At 36.2% G+C, this 19,300-nt stretch carries 18 protein-coding genes and 1 tRNA gene; 4 read left to right on the top strand and 15 right to left on the bottom strand.

What is annotated here, in order from left to right:
- Window positions 1–349 precede the first annotated feature (349 nt).
- Complete coding sequence (locus NSQ92_RS02490) at window positions 350–1,330, top strand: aldo/keto reductase (RefSeq protein ID WP_341152344.1); 981 nt, start codon at window positions 350–352, stop codon at window positions 1,328–1,330.
- Window positions 1,331–1,390: 60 nt separating this feature from the next.
- Here NSQ92_RS02490 and NSQ92_RS02485 read toward each other — a convergent pair whose 3' ends face one another.
- The 5 genes from NSQ92_RS02485 to NSQ92_RS02465 all read right to left on the bottom strand — a co-directional run bounded on the left by NSQ92_RS02485 (window position 1,391) and on the right by NSQ92_RS02465 (window position 4,671).
- Entirely contained in the window at window positions 1,391–2,296 is a 906-nt protein-coding gene (locus tag NSQ92_RS02485; RefSeq protein ID WP_095258696.1) for a phosphotransferase, read from the bottom strand.
- 356 nt (window positions 2,297–2,652) lie between these two features.
- The gene (locus NSQ92_RS02480) at window positions 2,653–3,168 is read right to left on the bottom strand and encodes a hypothetical protein (protein WP_047942835.1); all 516 of its coding nucleotides are present in this window, start codon (window positions 3,166–3,168) and stop codon (window positions 2,653–2,655) included.
- A gap of 166 nt (window positions 3,169–3,334) precedes the next feature.
- Window positions 3,335–3,727 carry a DUF454 family protein gene (locus tag NSQ92_RS02475; RefSeq protein ID WP_047942837.1) on the bottom strand — a complete coding sequence of 131 codons (393 nt, stop codon included), beginning with the start codon at window positions 3,725–3,727 and terminating at the stop codon, window positions 3,335–3,337.
- A gap of 58 nt (window positions 3,728–3,785) precedes the next feature.
- On the bottom strand, window positions 3,786–3,959 hold the full coding sequence (locus NSQ92_RS02470) for a hypothetical protein (protein ID WP_156485448.1): 174 nt from the start codon (window positions 3,957–3,959) through the stop codon (window positions 3,786–3,788).
- A 223-nt stretch (window positions 3,960–4,182) separates the two neighbouring features.
- The gene (locus NSQ92_RS02465) at window positions 4,183–4,671 is read right to left on the bottom strand and encodes a CBO0543 family protein (protein ID WP_144581168.1); all 489 of its coding nucleotides are present in this window, start codon (window positions 4,669–4,671) and stop codon (window positions 4,183–4,185) included.
- Window positions 4,672–4,786: 115 nt separating this feature from the next.
- On the opposite strand from NSQ92_RS02465, the gene NSQ92_RS02460 reads away from it, so the two are divergent.
- Window positions 4,787–5,080 carry a hypothetical protein gene (locus tag NSQ92_RS02460; RefSeq protein ID WP_047942839.1) on the top strand — a complete coding sequence of 98 codons (294 nt, stop codon included), beginning with the start codon at window positions 4,787–4,789 and terminating at the stop codon, window positions 5,078–5,080.
- Between the two features lie 93 nt (window positions 5,081–5,173).
- Here NSQ92_RS02460 and NSQ92_RS02455 read toward each other — a convergent pair whose 3' ends face one another.
- The 8 genes from NSQ92_RS02455 to queG all read right to left on the bottom strand — a co-directional run bounded on the left by NSQ92_RS02455 (window position 5,174) and on the right by queG (window position 15,161).
- Complete coding sequence (locus NSQ92_RS02455; RefSeq protein WP_047942841.1) at window positions 5,174–5,575, bottom strand: hypothetical protein; 402 nt, start codon at window positions 5,573–5,575, stop codon at window positions 5,174–5,176.
- A gap of 634 nt (window positions 5,576–6,209) precedes the next feature.
- Complete coding sequence (gene yhbH, locus NSQ92_RS02450; RefSeq protein WP_047942843.1) at window positions 6,210–7,385, bottom strand: sporulation protein YhbH; 1,176 nt, start codon at window positions 7,383–7,385, stop codon at window positions 6,210–6,212.
- A gap of 259 nt (window positions 7,386–7,644) precedes the next feature.
- Window positions 7,645–9,540, bottom strand: a complete 1,896-nt coding sequence (locus NSQ92_RS02445) for a PrkA family serine protein kinase (protein ID WP_047942845.1) — start codon at window positions 9,538–9,540, stop codon at window positions 7,645–7,647.
- A 215-nt stretch (window positions 9,541–9,755) separates the two neighbouring features.
- Window positions 9,756–10,511: an oxygen-insensitive NADPH nitroreductase gene (gene nfsA, locus NSQ92_RS02440; RefSeq protein WP_047942847.1), complete on the bottom strand. Its 756-nt coding sequence runs from the start codon at window positions 10,509–10,511 to the stop codon at window positions 9,756–9,758.
- 210 nt (window positions 10,512–10,721) lie between these two features.
- Entirely contained in the window at window positions 10,722–11,195 is a 474-nt protein-coding gene (trmL, locus tag NSQ92_RS02435) for a tRNA (uridine(34)/cytosine(34)/5-carboxymethylaminomethyluridine(34)-2'-O)-methyltransferase TrmL (protein ID WP_047942893.1), read from the bottom strand.
- Window positions 11,196–11,275: 80 nt separating this feature from the next.
- Window positions 11,276–12,154, bottom strand: a complete 879-nt coding sequence (locus tag NSQ92_RS02430; protein ID WP_328282858.1) for an amidase domain-containing protein — start codon at window positions 12,152–12,154, stop codon at window positions 11,276–11,278.
- Window positions 12,155–12,345: 191 nt separating this feature from the next.
- Window positions 12,346–13,694, bottom strand: a protein-coding gene (locus NSQ92_RS02425; protein WP_341152343.1) for an IS1182 family transposase whose coding sequence is annotated in 2 segments (ribosomal slippage) — window positions 12,346–13,130 and window positions 13,130–13,694 — 1,350 coding nt in all. Because the reading frame shifts where the segments join, the coding sequence is not laid out codon by codon here.
- 333 nt (window positions 13,695–14,027) lie between these two features.
- A complete protein-coding gene (gene queG / locus NSQ92_RS02420) occupies window positions 14,028–15,161 on the bottom strand; it encodes a tRNA epoxyqueuosine(34) reductase QueG (RefSeq protein WP_047942849.1) in 1,134 nt (377 codons plus the stop codon).
- 92 nt (window positions 15,162–15,253) lie between these two features.
- On the opposite strand from queG, the gene NSQ92_RS02415 reads away from it, so the two are divergent.
- Complete coding sequence (locus tag NSQ92_RS02415) at window positions 15,254–15,919, top strand: B3/B4 domain-containing protein (RefSeq protein WP_047942850.1); 666 nt, start codon at window positions 15,254–15,256, stop codon at window positions 15,917–15,919.
- A 117-nt stretch (window positions 15,920–16,036) separates the two neighbouring features.
- On the opposite strand, the gene NSQ92_RS02410 is transcribed toward NSQ92_RS02415, so the two are convergent.
- A tRNA-Gly gene (locus NSQ92_RS02410) sits at window positions 16,037–16,110 on the bottom strand.
- Window positions 16,111–16,527: 417 nt separating this feature from the next.
- Window positions 16,528–18,015, bottom strand: coding sequence for an MFS transporter (locus NSQ92_RS02405; protein ID WP_061800057.1), 1,488 nt, complete (start codon window positions 18,013–18,015; stop codon window positions 16,528–16,530).
- Between the two features lie 404 nt (window positions 18,016–18,419).
- On the opposite strand from NSQ92_RS02405, the gene NSQ92_RS02400 reads away from it, so the two are divergent.
- A complete protein-coding gene (locus tag NSQ92_RS02400) occupies window positions 18,420–19,208 on the top strand; it encodes a formate/nitrite transporter family protein (RefSeq protein WP_047942853.1) in 789 nt (262 codons plus the stop codon).
- Window positions 19,209–19,300: the final 92 nt, after the last annotated feature.

Below are 19,300 nucleotides of genomic sequence, written 5' to 3'. Positions count from 1 at the left end.
TCGCCCCTATTAAATATTTTCCATACATTATAGCAGATTAATAAAATGATGGAATTTAAAATAGTTAGTGCATTAATAAAATTTATTCATAGTTTTTTTATTTAAAATGGAATAAAATATATTTTTTGTTCGTATAGCTCATACCGTTTTTTATAAAAAAATATGTCATTTATAACCTTTATCCTTCTATTCCATAGTACAATTCATTACGAACCATATGGTAATTTTAACTAACCACTTTTCTAAATTATTAACTCCTCCACTAATGTATTCCCTTACAAACTAAATTCATTTCTCTCGCATAATGAATAGCCCCTCTTTTATAATAAAACAAAAGGAGGAGTAGCAAATGGATTATGTTAAATTAGGATCTACTGGTTTAGAAGTCTCTCGTCTTTGTCTTGGTTGTATGAGTTATGGGGAACCCGATCGTGGCGGCCATGCATGGACATTAACAGAAAATGATAGTCGTCCCTTTATCAAAAAGGCATTAGAGCTTGGCATTAACTTTTTTGACACAGCTAACGTCTACTCTGATGGTTCAAGTGAAGAAATAGTAGGAAGGGCATTGCGTGATTTTGCTAATCGTGATGAGGTCGTTCTTGCTACAAAGGTACACGGAAGAATGCGTCCAGGTGCTAATGGAGCTGGTCTTTCCCGCAAAGCAATTATGAGTGAAATTGACAATAGTTTAAAAAGACTGGGCACCGACTATGTTGATCTCTATCAAATACATAGATGGGATTATGAGACACCTATTGAAGAAACAATGGAAGCATTACATGATATTGTCAAAGCTGGCAAAGCCCGCTACATTGGTGCATCCTCCATGTTTGCATGGCAATTTTTAAAAGCAAATCATGTAGCAGAGAAAAATGGCTGGACTCGTTTTGTTTCCATGCAAAATTACTTAAATCTGCTCTACCGGGAAGAAGAACGAGAAATGCTTCCCCTCTGCAAAGAAGAGGGGATTGGAATCATCCCTTGGAGCCCGATGGCACGCGGCCGCTTAACTAGAGATTGGGAAGAAACAAGTACGCGTAAAGAAACAGATGCCTTTGCAAAAACATTATACTCCCACACAGAAGCAGCAGACCGTCAAGTAGTCGAGCGAGTGAAAGCAATAGCAGAAAAACGCGGTGTGCCTCGTGCCCAAGTTGCCCTTGCATGGGTTTTACAAAAAGAGCCTGTTACTGCTCCAATTATTGGTGCAACGAAACTGCATCATCTAGAAGATGCGGTTGCTGCACTTTCTTTACAATTGTCACAAGAAGAAATCGCTAGCTTAGAAGAACCATATGTCCCACATCCAGTTCTAGGGTTCAAATAATTTTTTTAACCGGGCGTAACCATTAATGTTCGTCCGGTTATTTTAAAAAAGGGAAAAAAATTAGTTTTCTCCCATTAAAGCGAAAGATAAGCTAATTTTCCCCTCTTGATAAAGTTCCCAGTCTTTTTTATCTATACTGTAGATAAGCAAGGTTACTGTCGTAAATATTGCTTTAAACTGAGCGAGTTTCAACGAAGTATCATCTACTTCGCCATAGTTAGTGAAAAATTGTTTTCTCCCTTCAGAAGGGCACAGACTGTAGGCAATCGATAAATCCACGGCAGGATGACCAATATGCGTATCTCCCCAATCAATAATTCCCGTTAATTCCTTTTTTTCATTAATAAGCATATTACGAATATGGAGATCACCATGTGTAAGGACATGAACAGTTGGGACTTCTATATGGGTTAATTTTTTCGCATAGTCTTCTGCTAAATGGAATAAAGGTATATCTTCATGCATACGCAGCTGCTTAATCGAATCGATTAAGCGGGATTTTCTTTTATCAATATGAAGTCGATCAAATTCATCGTATGGAACAAGCTTGAATTGCTTGGTGGAGAAAGAATGCAATTTTTTCAAGAAGCTTCCTAATTGCTCTGCCATCTGTATTCTTTCCTTATTCGTTAAACCTTCTGGAGTATTTCCTGGTAAATACTCATATCCTATAAAAATTCGCGGAAAGGCCCGGCTGGCTGACCCTATATAAATCGGCTTAGGTATGGGGATAGGCAGCTGATCTGCAATAATCCGCAAAAGCTCCCATTCACTTGTTAAAAGCTTCACCGCTATTTCTCTTCTTGGGAAACGAAACGTATAACAATCGTTAACGAGAAGAATTGTATTATCAAACCCCTCCCCTATTTCTCTAATAGAATGAACACTAATTGGAAACTGTTCCTCCAATAATTGAGCAGCTTGCTCCTTTGTTATGGTGTATTCGGGGTCCCATATATTTGGCATTAGACTCCCTCCTTTCTAATCATTTTAATGATAAACAAAAATAAAGCCAACCAAAGAATAAAACTATTCTTTGATCGGCTTCGTCATAGAAGGATAAGAGGACTTAAATGGTCTTCAACCACCATTGCAATAATTGGTAAACGGTAAAGGGTAAACGAGTAATGGGTTAGTGGTCATTGGTTTAGCCAGCACCATGTAAACATACCTTTGTACACAAAAAGAGAAATCCTTCTATCCTTGAATAGGAGTCTCACCTATTCAAGGCAATAATAGATAAGTAAGTTTGAGTTCCTTTCGCGCCTTTTCAAGATAGGAGCAGCAATTTTGCTGCCTGCCCGTTAAGCATGCTATAAAAATTAAAAATATTTTTCCCCATCAAATTCTAGCTCAATTTGATAGTTTTTACTGTTAATTAAATTGGATAAACGGTTTGCTTTTCGTTCGCATTCTAAGCTTTTTAAACGATAATCCTCTGGTTCAAAGGTGGCTACCTTCATTAGTTGGACTGTTTCACTATAAGAATAGACGTATTCTTCCTTTTCCGCTGCCGCAAACTCTTTATATTTTCGGGCTTTTGCGCGGAGCTGTGTCGCCAGTTCAATTGCTTCCACAATGGTGATATTTGTATTTTCAAAGCTTATTTCGTTTTCGATATTGGCACTATACATTAATTTATCAAGCAATCGATAATCAGTGCGTACTTCTTCTAGCTCTTGCTCAACATCAAGGATTGTTCGTGTTTGCTTCGGAATAGGCTTGCCTGCTTCTACTTGTACAAATGCAACTCTATCCATTTCCTCTTCTAGTTCATGAATTCGCTTAGAAAGGACACTTTTTAATTTAACTGCTTCTGCTTGTGAAATTTTATTCATCTTTACCTCCAATAGGAAATGTTAGTGTGACTGGGGAATTATCTTGAGGCTATTAATTGGAAATTACTAGAATCCTATTTTACTATTAAACAAGTATTTTTTTCAACTATTAACCTATAAGAACAAAAAAAGGATTCCTTAAAAAAGGTCATCCACTGTTTTTTTCTTATTCTTTTATGATTACTTCCGGTTCCTCTTTTTTCGTCTTTATGATAAACATTGAAATGGCTTGAACAATCGCAATACAGCCCAGCATGATTCGAGTATAAAAATGATCTACAAGAATAGCGCTGATAGCTAAGCAGCTATAGCACGTGATAATGATTTTGATTTTCTGCTTTTTCGTCAATGCGCCTTTACGAAATCCTTTCACATAGTCACGATAGAACGTTGTAGAACGAAACCATTTATTAATACGCTCAGAACCCCGTGTATAGAAAAAGGATGTTAATAATAAAAAAGGTGTAGTTGGCAGCAAAGGTAAAAAGGCTCCAATTATTCCTAAAACCAAAAAAACTGTCCCTAGAAAAATATAGATCCATCGATAAACAGGCTTCATCTTTTGCTCCCTTCCTACCCTTTTTAAGCAACATTCCATTTCATAAACGGCCAAATTCCTAACGTCTTTTTCTTTTCACCCCTCTAACAACATCTCTTAAACCAAACAGAAGCATAATTACACCAGAGGATAAAAACTCCACACGGAAGATATCCGTATCAAGTACTCCTGCTGCATAAAGAACAATTCCAATGACATTAATTAACAGAATGATATTTACGATTTTTGTCATTTGCTTTCCTTTCTTAGGATTAACTTCTATCCTAATCACGTACAGTATGTAATTACTATTATTGAATGAAACAATCTACGTTACACTATTCTACTTCGCCATTTTACAATAAAAAGAAGGAAATAACTATGTTTTCTTTTAAAATGGGATAGAAAGATTTAGTCTGTCTCCAATATTTTCCCCTTGTTTGTAAGTACATAAACTTTAGAGAAAGCAAATTAGCTCATTTTGTCAAAAAGTTCTTTTTCCTTAACATTTCGATAACGAATCTTGTTATTAATGACTTAAGAATTATGCTTAGAAAAGAATAGTACCATTTCCACCACTTATTCCATTCAATTAATTTTGTCTTATTTTCAGCCCATAATTCAATAATAAAAAAGGGAAGTGTAAAAAAAATCAATTTATAGAAAATAGCAAAGGGTTTATCTCTCTTCGTTAATTGATTATAGAAAACAGTAAATGTCGGATAAATTAAGAAATCAAATAATATATGTATATTAAATATCGTCGGCAGAAAGCGAACTGGATATCTAATTACTTTATGAGATGTTAAAAGCATATCAAGCAAACCATTGGTAATAGCATTATACACAAACACAATAATCCAATCTCTAATTGGGGGTTTTCTATATAAAATCGGCAGCAGGATCAATAAATTTCCGATAAGTAATCCATTTAAAAATCGTTTCTCCATTTTATTTTTCTCCATTAAATACCACCTCAGCATTAATATGTGCTTCCTTGAGCGGTTTATTCGATACTTTTGAATTATGTATTAGTTACAAAGGTAAATGGAATACTAAACCGTAAAGGTGGTCGATGTAATGGATTTCCCAACAATACAAACAAACTTCTGGGATGCTGTCATCGCAGTCCCTGTAGTGATGATTATGACACAATTACTGAAAATGATGATAAAGATACCGAAAAAATATGTTCCGACCATCGCCCTAGCTTTGGGATTATTGATCTCTGTCTTTATTAGTCATAGACATAGTCTTGTTGCTGGTTTGTTTATGGGCTGGTTTTACGGCTATTCAGCCATTGGTTCCTATGCTTCTATGAAAACAACGATTTTAACTTTTCTTGAAAAGAGGAAGAAAAAGGAAGGCAAATGATAAGATACTCAATCGCAACCATATTTAATCGTATACAGTTTATTTGAGGAAGCATGGAAAGTTTCTCTGCCATTCGAATAATTTACTTCTTAGCTATATTTTCACAAATGTAGTGACACTTCTTTTAGAAGCAATGGTTCGGCTTGAAAGATCTTCCCGCCATCTTTTAGGATCCAATTGATATGCACCATATTGATCCTTATACGTTTTCTTCCAAAGATTAATGGTTCTTGCTTCTTCTGGAAAATTTTCAGAGAGCGTTATACCATTTCTTCCTTCTTCATAAATATAGTGTTCCACAACATCCCCTAATTGCATGAAGTCATCAAGAAAGATTATTAATTCTCTATCATCTTCCCCCCATTCATAGATGTATGGTAATGTAAAAGGTAATACCTCTTTATAAGCCTCACCACTTAGAAAAGAGTAGTTATTGTCCCCTTCATGAAATTCAGGAATAGCTCGCATTGTAGCAATAAAATAATGACTCGTCATTTTTCCACTTCTTTCTCAAGAATTAATTTAATATCGAGTAAAATCTAATCTTTTTTAATATTTGCTAGTATTGTATTATATCAATTACCAAACGGTAAACTATCTACTTAGGAATAGGGGATGAAAATGAATAGATTTTCTCTTGCTACTATATTAACAATTTTTATTCTGATTTTATTTATGATGGATATGATTACCGATAGACTTTTTGTCATAGCCTTTATCCCTTTGAGTATTTGGATGCTATTTATCGGTGTCTCTGCATTAAAAAAAACATTAAAAAGTAGAAAACACTGTTGAAGAAGATACAAACAAGCTTAAATAAGAAAACGCAAAAATATTCCTTTTTACTCTTTCTTACTAGTCATGCTGTACAAAGAGAGTAGTTTCTCTAAGTTTTAATTTTTGTAAAAGTAAAGACTTGTATCCATCATTAAATTTTGTATCATTTAGCCTTGTTAGGCCTACTTAAATACCACTTTGTCAAAAGTATCTAATATTTCACCCTGTATATAAGGGTCAAACGAGAGGGTGCTCTTAAGAAAATAAGTTGTTAAAACACGGACATCCTATTTCATCACACTTGTCCGATCAAAAAAAACACAACCCATTTAATGAGTTGTGCTTCTATTCTTTATGCGTACATCTGTCCCTCTTCCTCTTTCCGGAAGAAACTTGCCATAGCATTGAACACATCGGCTTTTTGTCTTAGTAAGTAGTAGCGGAATCTTTCATCTTGAATATTTTTGTAGGCAGACATGAGCGTACTGTGGCGATTGTATTGGTTCACTTCCCCATAGCCAAACATATTGGATACTTCCATCAGCTCTTCTACTAGCTTGACACATCGAGCATTATCAGACGTTAAATTGTCTCCGTCTGAAAAATGGAAGGGATAAATATTAAATCTGCCTGGGTCATACTTATCATTAATCAATTCCAATGCTTTTCGGTAAACAGAGGAACAAATCGTACCACCGCTTTCTCCTTTAGAAAAGAAATCTTCTTCCGACACAACTTTTGCTTCCGTGTGATGGGCAATAAATTCTATTTCTACTGTTTCATATTTGGTGCGAAGAAATCTCGTCATCCAGAAGAAAAAGCTTCTTGCCATATACTTTTCCCACAAGCCCATCGAGCCGCTCGTATCCATCATCGCAAGGACAACTGCTTTGGACTCTGGTTTTTGCACTTCGTTCCACGTCTTGAATTTTAAATCCTCTGGATAAATGGGATGAAATGCTGGTTTCCCAGACATGGCATTGCGCTTAAATGCTGAGATCATTGTTTTTTTCTTATCAATATTACCCATTAAGCCTACTTTTCTAATATCATTAAATTCAATATTTTCCACAACAATTTGATCTTGTTCTTTTCGTTTTAAATTCGGCAATTCTAATTGCTTAAATAGAGCTTCTTCTAATTCCATTAAAGAGACCTCTGCCTCAAAATAATCTTCTCCTGCTTGATCTCCTGCTCCTTGCCCTTTTCCTGGGCCTTTTTGATTTCCAGAACCATCGCGTGCGACCACATCGCCAACTTGACTGTCTCCATTCCCTTGCCCAATATGTTTGTTTTTATCGTAATTATATCGAATCTTGTATTCATCTAATGAACGAATAGGAATTTTCACTACTTCTCGCCCATTTGACATGACGATGTTTTCTTCTGTAATTAAATCAGGGAGGTTATTTTTAATGGCCTCCTGCACCTTTTCCTGATGTCGCTGTTGATCATCGTGGCCTTTGCGATGGAGGGACCAATTTTCTTGGGATATTACAAACTGATGTTTATTTTGCTTTTCGGTCATTTTACCCCTCCTAAAAAATTTTTTCTACGTTTTGTGCACATATAAAGTCCTCTGCGCATACACTAATTTGGGTATCACTCTATCTAAATAAAGTGATTACTCTATCATATGCAGTTGCCTTAAATAATTTACTAATAATTTCGATAATTTTACTTTTTTTAGAAATAGCTTTAGACATGCTCCATCTATTCACTTATTCTATCTTTAAGCCAAAAGAGGAACAGACGCCTTTTAGCCTGTTCCTCCTTGACCAATTTAATTAACGATTTAATAAGCTTCCTACATAACGCAGCAACTCGTTTGCTGATGTGGAATTATAGCCATGTTCATCGATAAGACGTGCAACCACTTCATTTACTTTCTTCAATTGCTGTTCATCTGGTGTCTTAGTAGATGTAGTAATTTTTACAACATCTTTCAGATCTGCGAATAACTTCTTCTGGATGGCTTCCCGTAAGCGATCATGAGAGTTATAATCAAATCGTTTTCCTTTTCTTGCATAGGCAGAAATGCGAATCAGGATTTCTTCACGGAAAGATTTCTTTGCATTTTCGGAGATACCAATTTGCTCTTCAATCGAACGCATTAGTTTTTCATCTGGATTGATCGGCTCACCAGTTAATGGGTCACGAAGCTTATTTTTATTGCAATAGGCTTCTACATTATCTAAATAGTTATCCATTAACGTTTTAGCTGACTCTTCATACGAATAAACAAATGCCTTTTGTACTTCTTTCTTCGCAATTTCATCATATTCCTTCCGTGCTAAGGAAATGCAATTTAAATACTTTTCTTTTAATTCATTCGTAATAGAAGAATGCTGATCCAAGCCTTCTTTTATGGATAAAAGCACATCTAATGCATTGATGCTTGTAACATCCTTGCGAATAATGGTAGAAGAAATCCGGTTAATCACATAACGCGGGTCAATGCCACTCATTCCTTCATCCCCATATTCATTTTGCAGTTCCTTTAAATCAGCCGAACTAAAGCCTTCTACACTTTCGCCATCATATAGACGCATTTTTTTCACTAGATCAATATCACCTTTTTTAGGCTCCTTTAATCTAGTTAAAATAGTAAAGATAGCGGCTATCTTTAAAGTGTGTGGGGCAATATGAACATCGGCAACATCACTTTCGCGAATCATTTTCTCATAGATTCTTTCCTCTTCTGATGCTTTTAAATTATATGGAACTGGCATGACAATAATCCGGGAATGCAGTGCTTCATTCTTTTTATTGGAAATAAAGGAGCGATATTCCGTTTCATTTGTATGGGCGACAATCAACTCATCAGCAGAAATGAGAGCAAATCTTCCCGCTTTAAAGTTTCCTTCTTGTGTTAAGGATAATAAATGCCATAAGAATTTCTCATCGCATTTTAACATCTCCTGGAACTCCATCATCCCTCGGTTTGCCTTATTCAGCTCGCCATCGAAACGATAGGCTCTTGGATCTGATTCAGATCCATATTCAGCAATTGTCGAGAAATCAATACTTCCCGTTAAGTCAGCAATATCTTGGGATTTCGGATCAGATGGACTAAAGGTTCCTATTCCAGTTCGCTTATCTTCTGAGAAAAATACTCTTTCGACGATTACATCTTCGATTTTTCCATTATATTCTTCCTGAAGTCTCATCATATTAAGTGGTGATAAGTTTCCTTCAATGCGGATTCCATATTCATCATAAAAATCTTTTCTTAGACTATGTGGGATCATATGAAGTGGATCTTCATGCATTGGGCAGCCTTTAATCGCATATACCGCTCCACGATCCGTGTACGTATAGGCTTCTAAGCCTCTTTTTAACATGGTTACCAATGTAGATTTTCCACCACTGACTGGACCCATTAATAATAAAATACGTTTCCTTACATCTAAACGCTTAGCAGCTGGATGGAAATATTCCTCTACTAATCTTTCTAACGGCTCTTCTAAACCAAAGAGCTGATCAGAGAAAAATTTATATTGTTTTTTTCCATTTACTTCATCAATACCTGCATCTTTAATCATGTTATAAACCCTTGAATGCGCGGATTGACCAACCCATGGCTTTTCCTTCAATATTTCTAGGTATTCTTCAAATGTCCCTTCCCACTTCAACAACTCTTCTTCTTGTCTATGCATCTCGATTTTCTTTAATATACTCATATGGACCTCCCCTGTCACTTTATCAGAGACGATTAATATAATCTATGCACCAGCGAATACGAACATGCTTAAAAGAGGGAATAGTTTTTTTAGTGAAGCGAACTAATTGGAGGAAAAACCTTTTCTTTGTAGGAAAAATGCTGTCTTATAATCACTAATTTCTTATTTTACTAATAAAAAACAGCATCGGTATACTTCCGACACTGTTTTTTTGTTTATTTCAAATCAAATTTTTTCTGCTGCACAAACTCCTTCATATACATACGCGATTTATGCTCAAAATGAGCAGCCATTTGCGCAGTCCACGTATCCGATCTTGCTCCATTTGTTCTTTCCTGATAATAAGCTGTGATTTCTTCATTATATTCCTGTAGTCCTTTTTTATATTGTGCATCATCCTGCTCATATTGATCTTCATGATAAATATGATGAAAAGGAGCTCTAGGCTTTTTCTCTGTTTGTTGGTCTGGATAACCTACAACTAAAGCAAATAATGGCAGTACATGATCAGGCGTTTTCAATAGCTGACTTACTTCCACTAAATTATTGCGAATACCACCTATATAACAAATACCAAGTCCTAATGATTCTGCAGCAATGGCCATATTTTGCGAAGCAAGCGCAGCATCAATAAGGCTTACCATAAACTTTTCCGTGCTTTCAATGGAGTCCTGAGCGGCTTCCTTCTTTCCTTCCATTTCAGCAGCAACTGTATGACGATATAAATCAGCACAGAAAATAAATAAATGACCATTATTCTCTACGTATTGCTGATTTCCAGCTAAGGATGCTAGTTTTTTCTTTTTCTCCTTATCCTTTACCCCAATAATACTATATGCTTGTACAAAGCTAGAGGTAGAAGCACTTTGCGCAGCTTCAACAAGGAGACGAATTTGCTCTTGTGTTAACTCCTCATCTGTAAATTTTCTAACAGAATGATGATTGAGTATGGTATCGATTGTTTGATTCATGAGATCTTCTCCTTTGTTTTTTCTTATTGTCTCCCAAAATTACTAATAGTAACTATATCCTATATAATATACCAATAATCTTTCTGACCAAAAGAATTAGCCTGCTTGCTAAACTAGATGCCTTTTCTCACTGTAATTCCCAAAAAATAAACAAGTATACGTAGAATCTTCGTATACTTGTTTCGATTTATCCAGTTTTCTAGTTTCATTTTATTTTAAATGAGCAAAGTTTTGCTGCCTTAAAGCCTCATAAATAAGGACAGCTGCTGTATTCGAAAGATTGTAGGAAAGAATATTGTCCGTCATTGGAATTCTTAACGTTTTATTTACATTATTCTGAATGACTTCTTCAGGGAGACCTGTTGTTTCACTTCCGAAAATAAAATAATGCTCTTTATTTAGCGTACTGAAATCGAAGGAATCATAGGGAGATTCCCCTGCCTTCGTCACATAGTAAAAAGCTCCACCTTCATTTTTATCGTAAAATTCCTCTAAAGAGTCATAATAATAAATCTTAACAAACTCCCAATAATCTAAGCCGGCTCTCTTTAACGCTTTATCCTCCATAGAAAATCCAAATGGACGAATTAAATGAAGCACCGTGTCTGTTCCCGCACATGTTCTGGCAATATTGCCTGTATTGGAAGGGATTTGTGGTTGGTATAAAACAATATGTATTGCCAAGTTTGTCACCTCTAAACTGTTACTTTCCGTTCCATTATACACTTTGTGAAAAGGAAATGCGAAAGAGATATGTCTCCTTTTTATCCATCGATAATCGTAAAAAATTTGTATTTAATATTCGGTGTATAAGCTGTCGAATCTTCATATTTCCAGTAACGCATGCGACTATTATACGTATGCGCATTTACTAATGGCTCGCCATTCGCATCTTTCCCTGTAACAATCGTTGTATGATTATATTTCCCATCGCCTTCAAAATCATAGCAAATGACATCTCCAAGTTTTAACTCCATGGCACTATCCACCCGCTTTGCCCGCAATCCAGCAGTAGAGGTTTCTAAGTATCTTGGGAACGCATTCGCTACGGCCCAGCTATAACTCCAATTGTTATTTTGCATCCACCAGCCTTTATTTCGATTAGGATAGCCTCTCATTGGTGCCCCGCCTTCATGCACACACTGAGATATATAATTGGTGCAATCTACTTCAAATTGATGGTATTTCGGATTATAGCTATTCCACCATTTTTCTGCATATTGAACAGCCTTTAAACGATCATACTTATAGCGGCTCTCTCTTTCTATTGTTTCTCCCCATTCTTCCGCTAATGGCACCTCTCGATAGTCTTCTGGATAAGCTGGCAGAATCTCTGTATCTTCAATTATTACCCCCTTGAAAACAACAGCTTTTCGATTTTCGACCTCTTCTTCAATCAAAAAAAGCTCGCCCTGCTTGATAAAATATTGAAAATGAACAGAATACACTAATTCTTCTGTCTCATCCGCCTTTTTTTCCATATCTTCAATTTTCCCTTTCGCCTTCACATGAACAATTTCAGCCTTTCTTTTATGCATACTATTTCTTTTTCTCTCTAATTTTTCATCCACTACTGCTTCCCTATCCTTTGTAACACATTGCTGAATCCTTTTCTCGATTAACTCCATTAATTGTTGTCTCATTCCATCTACTCCCTTCATTAATAACTATGTTAAAGCAGAGTAGAAGTGTACAAAAAAAGAAGGCATTGCTAGCCTTCTCAGCTTGTGGAGAAAGGCACTATATTTTCTTCCACAAGCTTTTTTATTTGGTTTAATATTTATTTTTCCACTGCCTTCCATCATTTTTATGTAAAAAACAAGGATCGTCACAATTACCCTAGCTTGGCTAGGTGCATGGCGATCTTTTTCATATTCTGACACGCTGCGGTGAGTAACACTTGCTCACTCGCGTTGTGCAAGCCCCGTAACCGGCAATAGCGAAGCCCATGCAGTTCTTTTGAATCTGCGAAGCTTCGCTCGACTTTCTCTTTTCTAAGTTTATAAAGCATTTTTCCGGAAAGGGAGAGTCTGTTTAGGCGTACCTTCTCCTTGAACTCTTCCCACACATGGCGTGTTATGACCTTTTGTTTGTTCTTTGACCTTGTGCACTCCTTCAGGAGTGGGCATTCCGAACATTTTTTAGCATCCGACTTATATTCTCTATATCCTTCTCTTGTTGTAGTGCGATAAACTAACTCCTGGCCATTCGGACAAACATAGACATCCTTTTCTTTGTCATAAGTAAACTTCCACTTTGGGAAAAGTCCTTTTGTGGGCTGAAATCTTCGGTGGGCAATGACGCCAAAAATACTTCTGTCGTGAAGACCTTTACAAATGGGATTCGTTAAATAACCTGAGTCTAGTGCTACAGCTTCCACTTTAAATCTAAATCGCTCAATCTGACGATCCAATCTAGAAAGATAAGGGACAGAGTCATGGACATTTCCAGGAGTAACATAGGCATCAGTTATAATATTAAACTTCATATCCGTTGTTCGGTGGTCAAGGTAACAGAACATTTCCTGCTTGTTATCCCTGGACATAAAGCCACAATCCGGATCGGTTGTACTTTTTCGGATTTCTTTTGTCTCTGTCACCTCCTCTCTATCTTTTAGAGCTTTTTTCCGTGGTTTGATCGGTCTTCATCAATAGCTTTATTGAGTTCATCTATGTATTCACGAGTCTCCATTTCTACTTCTTGACGAGTGAACTTGTGCTTGTTGGCATTCGCTTTAAGGTGAGTGGAGTCAGTAAATAAAACTCTTCCACCGACCATTTTATGATTGATAGCTTGAAGGACAATTTCATCAAAGATTTCTTGAAAGATGTTTGTATCCTTAAAACGAGTTCGTCGGTTCCAACTGATTGTTGAATGATCCGGAACGGGGTCATTGAGCTTTAATCCAAGGAACCATCGGTATGCCACGTTCATCTGGACTTCGCGTTCTAATTGTCGCTCTGAGCGGATGCCATAAAAATAACCAATGAACATCATCTTAAATAACATAATTGGATCCGAAGGACGCCCGTTTTTCTCAGAATAGAAGGGACGGACTTTCTCCCCAATAAAAGAAAAATCAATGTACTTATCAACCTTTCTTAGAAGATGATCCTCCGGGACCAAGTCCTCAATAAAAACAAATTCAGCTTCATTTTGTGATTCTTTTTTCGGTTTGAACATACCATCCACCATCCTAGTAATATTAACTATATTATATCATATTAACGCGGTGAATTATTGAAGCAAAAGCATAAAATAAAGACTGTCGAGAGTTTCTCGACAGCCTGAGAAGGCATTGCTAGCCTTCTTTTTTCATCTCGTATTAATTTGTTAAAATGATAAAAGAGTATTTTCTAATGAACGCCTGTTTTCTGCTTGCTCTGTGGATTATTACGTTCATCCGACTTATGAACACCACTTTTTCTCTTGCTCCACGAGATTTCGGCTTTCATCCAACTGATGAACGCCTCTTTTCCTCTTGCTCCGAAAAATTTCAGCGTTCATTCCTATTAATTATTTTGCCAACCGCTGTAATGCATCATCCATTTCTTTTAATACTTCGTGATCGGCTTCTTGTTGTCTTGCTAATTCTAGGGCTGTCTTTGATTCATCGCCGCCAATTTTCCCAAGTGCCCAAGCGGCTGTTCCTCTTATTACTGGTCTTGGATCTTTTTTCATGACTGTAATTAAATCACTGATTGCTCCTTCTTCTTTAAAATGAGCAAGTGCAATAATCGCATTACGCTGGATCGGCTTCTTCCCACGCCATGAACCAGAAATATGACCATATTTTTCTTTAAATTCTTTATTACTGATAAAAAGAAGTGGTTGAAGCAATGGTTTTGCTATTTCAGGGTCTGGTTCCATTTCTGGATGATTATGAAAATCAATGCCCTTATTTTTCGGACAAACCGTTTGACATGTATCACAGCCATAAATTCGATTTCCAAGCTTTTCTCTAAATTCTTCCGCTAAAAAGCCCTTTGTCTGTGTTTGAAACGCTATACATCTTTGTGCATTTAATTGGCCACCTTGAACAAGAGCACCTGTTGGACATACATCAATGCATTTATTACAAGTTCCACATTGATCCTCCATCGGTGTATCAGGCTCGATTGGAAGATTGGTAATCATCTCCCCTAAGTAAACATACGAACCAAATTCAGGAGTAATGATTGCACAGTTTTTTCCAGACCAACCAATTCCCGCTCGCTGGGCAACTGCTCGGTCTACCAATTCTCCGGTATCGACCATTGACTTACACAAAGCATCTGGAATTCGTTCTTTTATATAATCTTCAAGCTTCTGCAAGCGATCTTTTAAGACAACATGATAATCTGTTCCCCAGGAAGCACGACAAAAAATCCCTCTGCGCTCCCCTTTTTTGCTGACTACTCTTTCCTTCATTTTAGAAGGATAAGCTAATGCAATCGAAATAATGGACTTTGGCTGATGTAATAGAAGGGAGGGATTTACCCGCTTATCAATATCCTTTTCTTCAAAACCAGATTGATAGTTTAACTCCTGTTGGGTTATTAGTCGTACTTTCATTTCTTCAAAGGTGCTCGCACTTGTAAAGCCTATTTTATCGATTCCGATCGTTTTACTATATGCAATGATATCTTTCTTGAATTCACGGTAATCCATAGGACCCCCTCCTTCCTTTTCATTGGTTTTTTATAAAGATTACGCTAAAATATAGAATAACATAGACAACTATTATATTGGAGGTGTATATATTGGATATTTCAATCGCAAAAGAGATTAAAGAACGGATACCCAATTTTAAGATTGGCTACATTTATTACCAAGGTATGCAAGTAATGGACACGCCGCAAATGATTAAAGGGCGGATGCGACTTTTTCAAGAGTCTATTTTTTTTGATTTAGAAGATAGTAATGTAACGGATATCCCTTCTATAAAAGAATGGCGGGAAATCTTTAAAAAGACAGGCAAAGATCCAAATCGTTATCGCCATTCAGCCGAAAGCCTGCTGAGACGCATCAAAAAACAGAATTACTTAGAACCAATTAATAGTAGTATTGATATTAATAACTTCTTTTCCCTTCAATACGGTATTCCGATCGGTATTTATGATTGTGCCAATCTTCAAGGAAAAATAAACATACGTATCGGAAAAGAAGGCGAACAATACGCTGGCCTTAATGGAAGAATAAATTCCATTGAAAATTTGATTGTATCAGAAGATGAACTTGGTCCATTTGGCAGCCCCTTTGTCGATTCAGACAGAGCCCCTGTCCAATCATCTACGAAAAATGCCATTCAGATTATTTATCTCCCACCCTCTATTGCAAATGAAAAAGCCAAACAAATGGTAGAATCTCTACTAAAAATGTTTGTACAAGTTCATGGAGGAGAGGCCTCATTTTCTATTGTGGAATAATATGGTTGGAAGAAGAGCTTTTTATAGAACGCTTCTTCCAACTATTTTTTTCGTAAAATATAAAAAACGCAATGCTTCGTTCTTAATGAAACGAAACACTGCGTTGTGAGCTATGTATGGAGCGGGTGATGGGAATCGAACCCACGACATCAGCTTGGAAGGCTGAGGTTTTACCATTAAACTACACCCGCATTTATTAAGTTTTCTTTACTGTTTTTTAACATGTCCTTAACATGTTTTTTATTATATAATCATCATGTAAAAAAAGCAACCTCTTTTCGACAAATTTTTTAATTTTTCTTCAGCCTCTTTTTCTTACATGATTCTACTGCTTAAAGTTTTCATTGGTTAAGGGAATCTACTTATTTATTCAAACCTTCAAGCTAGGCTCCTAGATCGTCTCTGTCTCGGGGCCTTCCAATTCGTTTCTATGATATGTCATAGGTAGATTCCCTCGCCAAATCTTCTACATCAACATTCTATTCAATATCGAGATAATTATTAATACTTTTTTATTTCTTTACAATTCTTTTACTTTTAGTTGGCAGGGTTGAAAAAAGACCAGTTTACTTTTTATAAGTAAATCCGGCCTTTTAATTTACAACATCTCATTTAGGAAAAATGGATTTTCCCTCTTTCCACGCAAAGCCTGCAATTCCTACTAACAGTGCTCCCATAATGAGTACATAAGTCGTTACAGCCCCAGCTACCCCAAAAGACTGAGATAAATAGCCAAGACCAATAACTGGCAGGCTCACACCAAGATAAGTAATGACAAAGAAAGTAGATACAATATTCCCTTTCGTTTTACTTGGAGCTACTTCATTAACTAGTGCTAGACTTCCTGCATAAGCTGGTCCATTTCCCCCGCCAATCAATACAGCAGAAATCAACAATAAGGTCAGTGATTTCGTATCAATCGTAATAACTAGAAGGATAAGACCCAATGCAAGGAACACATATCCAATTGTCATTAATTTCATTAGTGATAATTGTTTTAATAAAATTTGATTAAAAGCAGCGGCGATTAATCCAAGTGCTACAACTACGCCTGATATCGTTAAACTACTTACAGTTGTAAAGCTAGACAGATTAGATGGAATTAACGACATAAACATACTAATAATCGACCATGCCACAAAAGAAGTAAAAGATGCTAGTAAGAATGGTTTCATTATCTCTTTTGGAACAAATGGCTTCTTCAATTGAACAGGCTTTAAACCTGGTCTAATATTTTCATTTAAGAAAAATAGGAAGATAAAGCAGGGAATGATAAATAATAAATGTACATAATAAGATAATCTCAATGGAATTGGAGCAAAATCACCAAGTAATCCGGAGAGAATGGGGCCGAACGCATTCCCAAGGGTAACAGCAAGAGCACATATTAACGCAGTCTTTTTTGTATTTTTATTCTCATCAAGCTCCGTTAAAGCAGCTACTGCTACCCCATTTAAAATTCCAACAGATAATCCTTGGAATAAGCGACCAATAAGCAGCATTCCCAGACCATTCGCTATGGTGAAGCAAAATGTTCCTATAAGGGAAAAGAAAATTCCCGGGATAAGTACTTTCTTTTTTCCAATCTGATCGGATAATTGCCCCGCAATCACAATTGCTGGAATAACCGTAAAAGCATAAATAGCAAATACAAGGGTAATCATTCCCGGTGTAAGTCCCCATTCTACACGGTAAAGAGAATAAAGGGAGGCAGGAATATTCGTACCGAATAATGTTAAGAACAAGCTGCAGGCAACTAGCCAGTAAGATACTTTCTTGCTTAGTGTTTTTTGCTCTCTTAGGGTCTGAATAGTATTTGTACGTTGAAGCAGTCGTTGCTGAAAAGCAGATTGATGAATGGCATCTGCATCTACCTCTACAACATCCATTAATCCCTGTAATCCTAGGATAAGGTTTTGTACTTGCTTCTCCTCTGCCGAACTAGAAATTTGTATTCTCGTCGTTGCTTCTCGTTTATATTTTTTCGTTTTGATATCTTCAATATTAACATGATGCGTTCCAAATAAACTGGATATACGAGCCAGAACTCCCGGCTGATCGTTTACAAGCATTGAAATGCGATATGCTGAAGTCATGAGCTCTTCACTCCCTTATTAGTTTCCATCTTCTATTTTATGATTGAATAAATATAAAGTCTATACATTTGTAAGAAAATATAACATGAATTCTTCGACAAATTATTCCAAGCTGATATTACGCGTTTTATTCTATTTTCCGATACATGAATCATCTTATATTAACAGTATTTTCAGAAAAATCTTGCATATTTTATGTATATTTTTAATTTAGTATTTCGGGAACTATAATAAGATCGTTAACTTTCGGTAGAAATGTGAACAAATTTCGAATATACATTATTATTGTGATTTTTTTCACATAATTTCATTGACCTCTTATGAAATCAACATGATAATAATAGAGTAAGAAACATTACTACAGTGTTAATCGAAGATAACCTTTTTTCAGGAGGATTAGGAATATGGAAGGCGCATCTCTTTATGAAGTAGAAAAATTAGCCTTAAAAAAATTAAAAATTTATAAACGCAGTAAGTTTCGCTTTTTTATGCGTGCCGTTGTCGCCAGCATGTTTATTGGATTTGGAGTAATTGTTGCATTTAAGACAGGGAATTTCTTCTATGCAGTGGAATCTCCTTTTGCCTATCCTATGGCTGCATTAGTATTCGGCGCAGCTATTATTCTTATCGCCTATGGTGGCGGAGATTTATTTACAGGAAACACCTTTTACTATACTTATGCTGCATTAAGAAAAAAAATCAAGTGGACCGATGTCTTTAAAGTTTGGGGAACTAGCTATGCAGGAAATATAGTCGGAGCAATTTTCTTTGCTGTTTTCATTTTATTAACCGGGCTGTTTAAGTCACCTAGTGTCAATGACTTTTTACTTCACGCTGCAGAAACTAAATTGCAGGCACCCATAAGTGAACTTTTCTTTCGAGGAATTTTATGTAACTGGCTTGTTTGTTTAGCATTCTTTATCCCTATGGCTTTAAAAGAAGATATCGCTAAAATAACGGTAATGATTTTATTCGTTTTCTGTTTTTTTATCTCAGGCTATGAACACAGCATTGCTAATATGGCAACATTCTCTATTTCTTATGTTTTAGATCAAAATCCAGCTGTCACTATCCCAGCCATTATTCGTAACTTAGTGCCCGTAACAATAGGGAATTTAATCGGCGGGGTTGGTTTTATGGGGGTTATGTATTATTACGTTAATAAGCCTTTTATGGAAGACGACGAAAAATAAACATTTTTATTAAAAAGAGCCGATTCTCCATGAGTATCAGAGTGTGGAATCGGTTTTTTATTATTTTTTGGACCATTTCCTTTTTTTATTTG

Origin of the sequence: Niallia sp. FSL M8-0099, from assembly GCF_038006945.1 — a bacterium.
GTDB lineage: Bacteria > Bacillota > Bacilli > Bacillales > Cytobacillaceae > Niallia > Niallia circulans.
Note: the sequence above shows the minus strand (reverse complement) of the source record. Positions and strands in the feature narration are given on the sequence as shown.

What these genes read in the sequence shown, in the direction of transcription:
- NSQ92_RS02490 (WP_341152344.1), top strand. Translation starts at nt 350, where the DNA reads ATGGATTATGTTAAATTAGGATCTACTGGTTTAGAAGTCTCTCGTCTT.
- NSQ92_RS02485 (WP_095258696.1), bottom strand. Translation starts at nt 2,296, where the DNA reads ATGCCAAATATATGGGACCCCGAATACACCATAACAAAGGAGCAAGCT.
- NSQ92_RS02480 (WP_047942835.1), bottom strand. Translation starts at nt 3,168, where the DNA reads ATGAATAAAATTTCACAAGCAGAAGCAGTTAAATTAAAAAGTGTCCTT.
- NSQ92_RS02475 (WP_047942837.1), bottom strand. Translation starts at nt 3,727, where the DNA reads ATGAAGCCTGTTTATCGATGGATCTATATTTTTCTAGGGACAGTTTTT.
- NSQ92_RS02470 (WP_156485448.1), bottom strand. Translation starts at nt 3,959, where the DNA reads ATGACAAAAATCGTAAATATCATTCTGTTAATTAATGTCATTGGAATT.
- NSQ92_RS02465 (WP_144581168.1), bottom strand. Translation starts at nt 4,671, where the DNA reads ATGGAGAAAAATAAAATGGAGAAACGATTTTTAAATGGATTACTTATC.
- NSQ92_RS02460 (WP_047942839.1), top strand. Translation starts at nt 4,787, where the DNA reads ATGGATTTCCCAACAATACAAACAAACTTCTGGGATGCTGTCATCGCA.
- NSQ92_RS02455 (WP_047942841.1), bottom strand. Translation starts at nt 5,575, where the DNA reads ATGACGAGTCATTATTTTATTGCTACAATGCGAGCTATTCCTGAATTT.
- yhbH (WP_047942843.1), bottom strand. Translation starts at nt 7,385, where the DNA reads ATGACCGAAAAGCAAAATAAACATCAGTTTGTAATATCCCAAGAAAAT.
- NSQ92_RS02445 (WP_047942845.1), bottom strand. Translation starts at nt 9,540, where the DNA reads ATGAGTATATTAAAGAAAATCGAGATGCATAGACAAGAAGAAGAGTTG.
- nfsA (WP_047942847.1), bottom strand. Translation starts at nt 10,511, where the DNA reads ATGAATCAAACAATCGATACCATACTCAATCATCATTCTGTTAGAAAA.
- NSQ92_RS02430 (WP_328282858.1), bottom strand. Translation starts at nt 12,154, where the DNA reads ATGAGACAACAATTAATGGAGTTAATCGAGAAAAGGATTCAGCAATGT.
- queG (WP_047942849.1), bottom strand. Translation starts at nt 15,161, where the DNA reads ATGGATTACCGTGAATTCAAGAAAGATATCATTGCATATAGTAAAACG.
- NSQ92_RS02405 (WP_061800057.1), bottom strand. Translation starts at nt 18,015, where the DNA reads ATGACTTCAGCATATCGCATTTCAATGCTTGTAAACGATCAGCCGGGA.
- NSQ92_RS02400 (WP_047942853.1), top strand. Translation starts at nt 18,420, where the DNA reads ATGGAAGGCGCATCTCTTTATGAAGTAGAAAAATTAGCCTTAAAAAAA.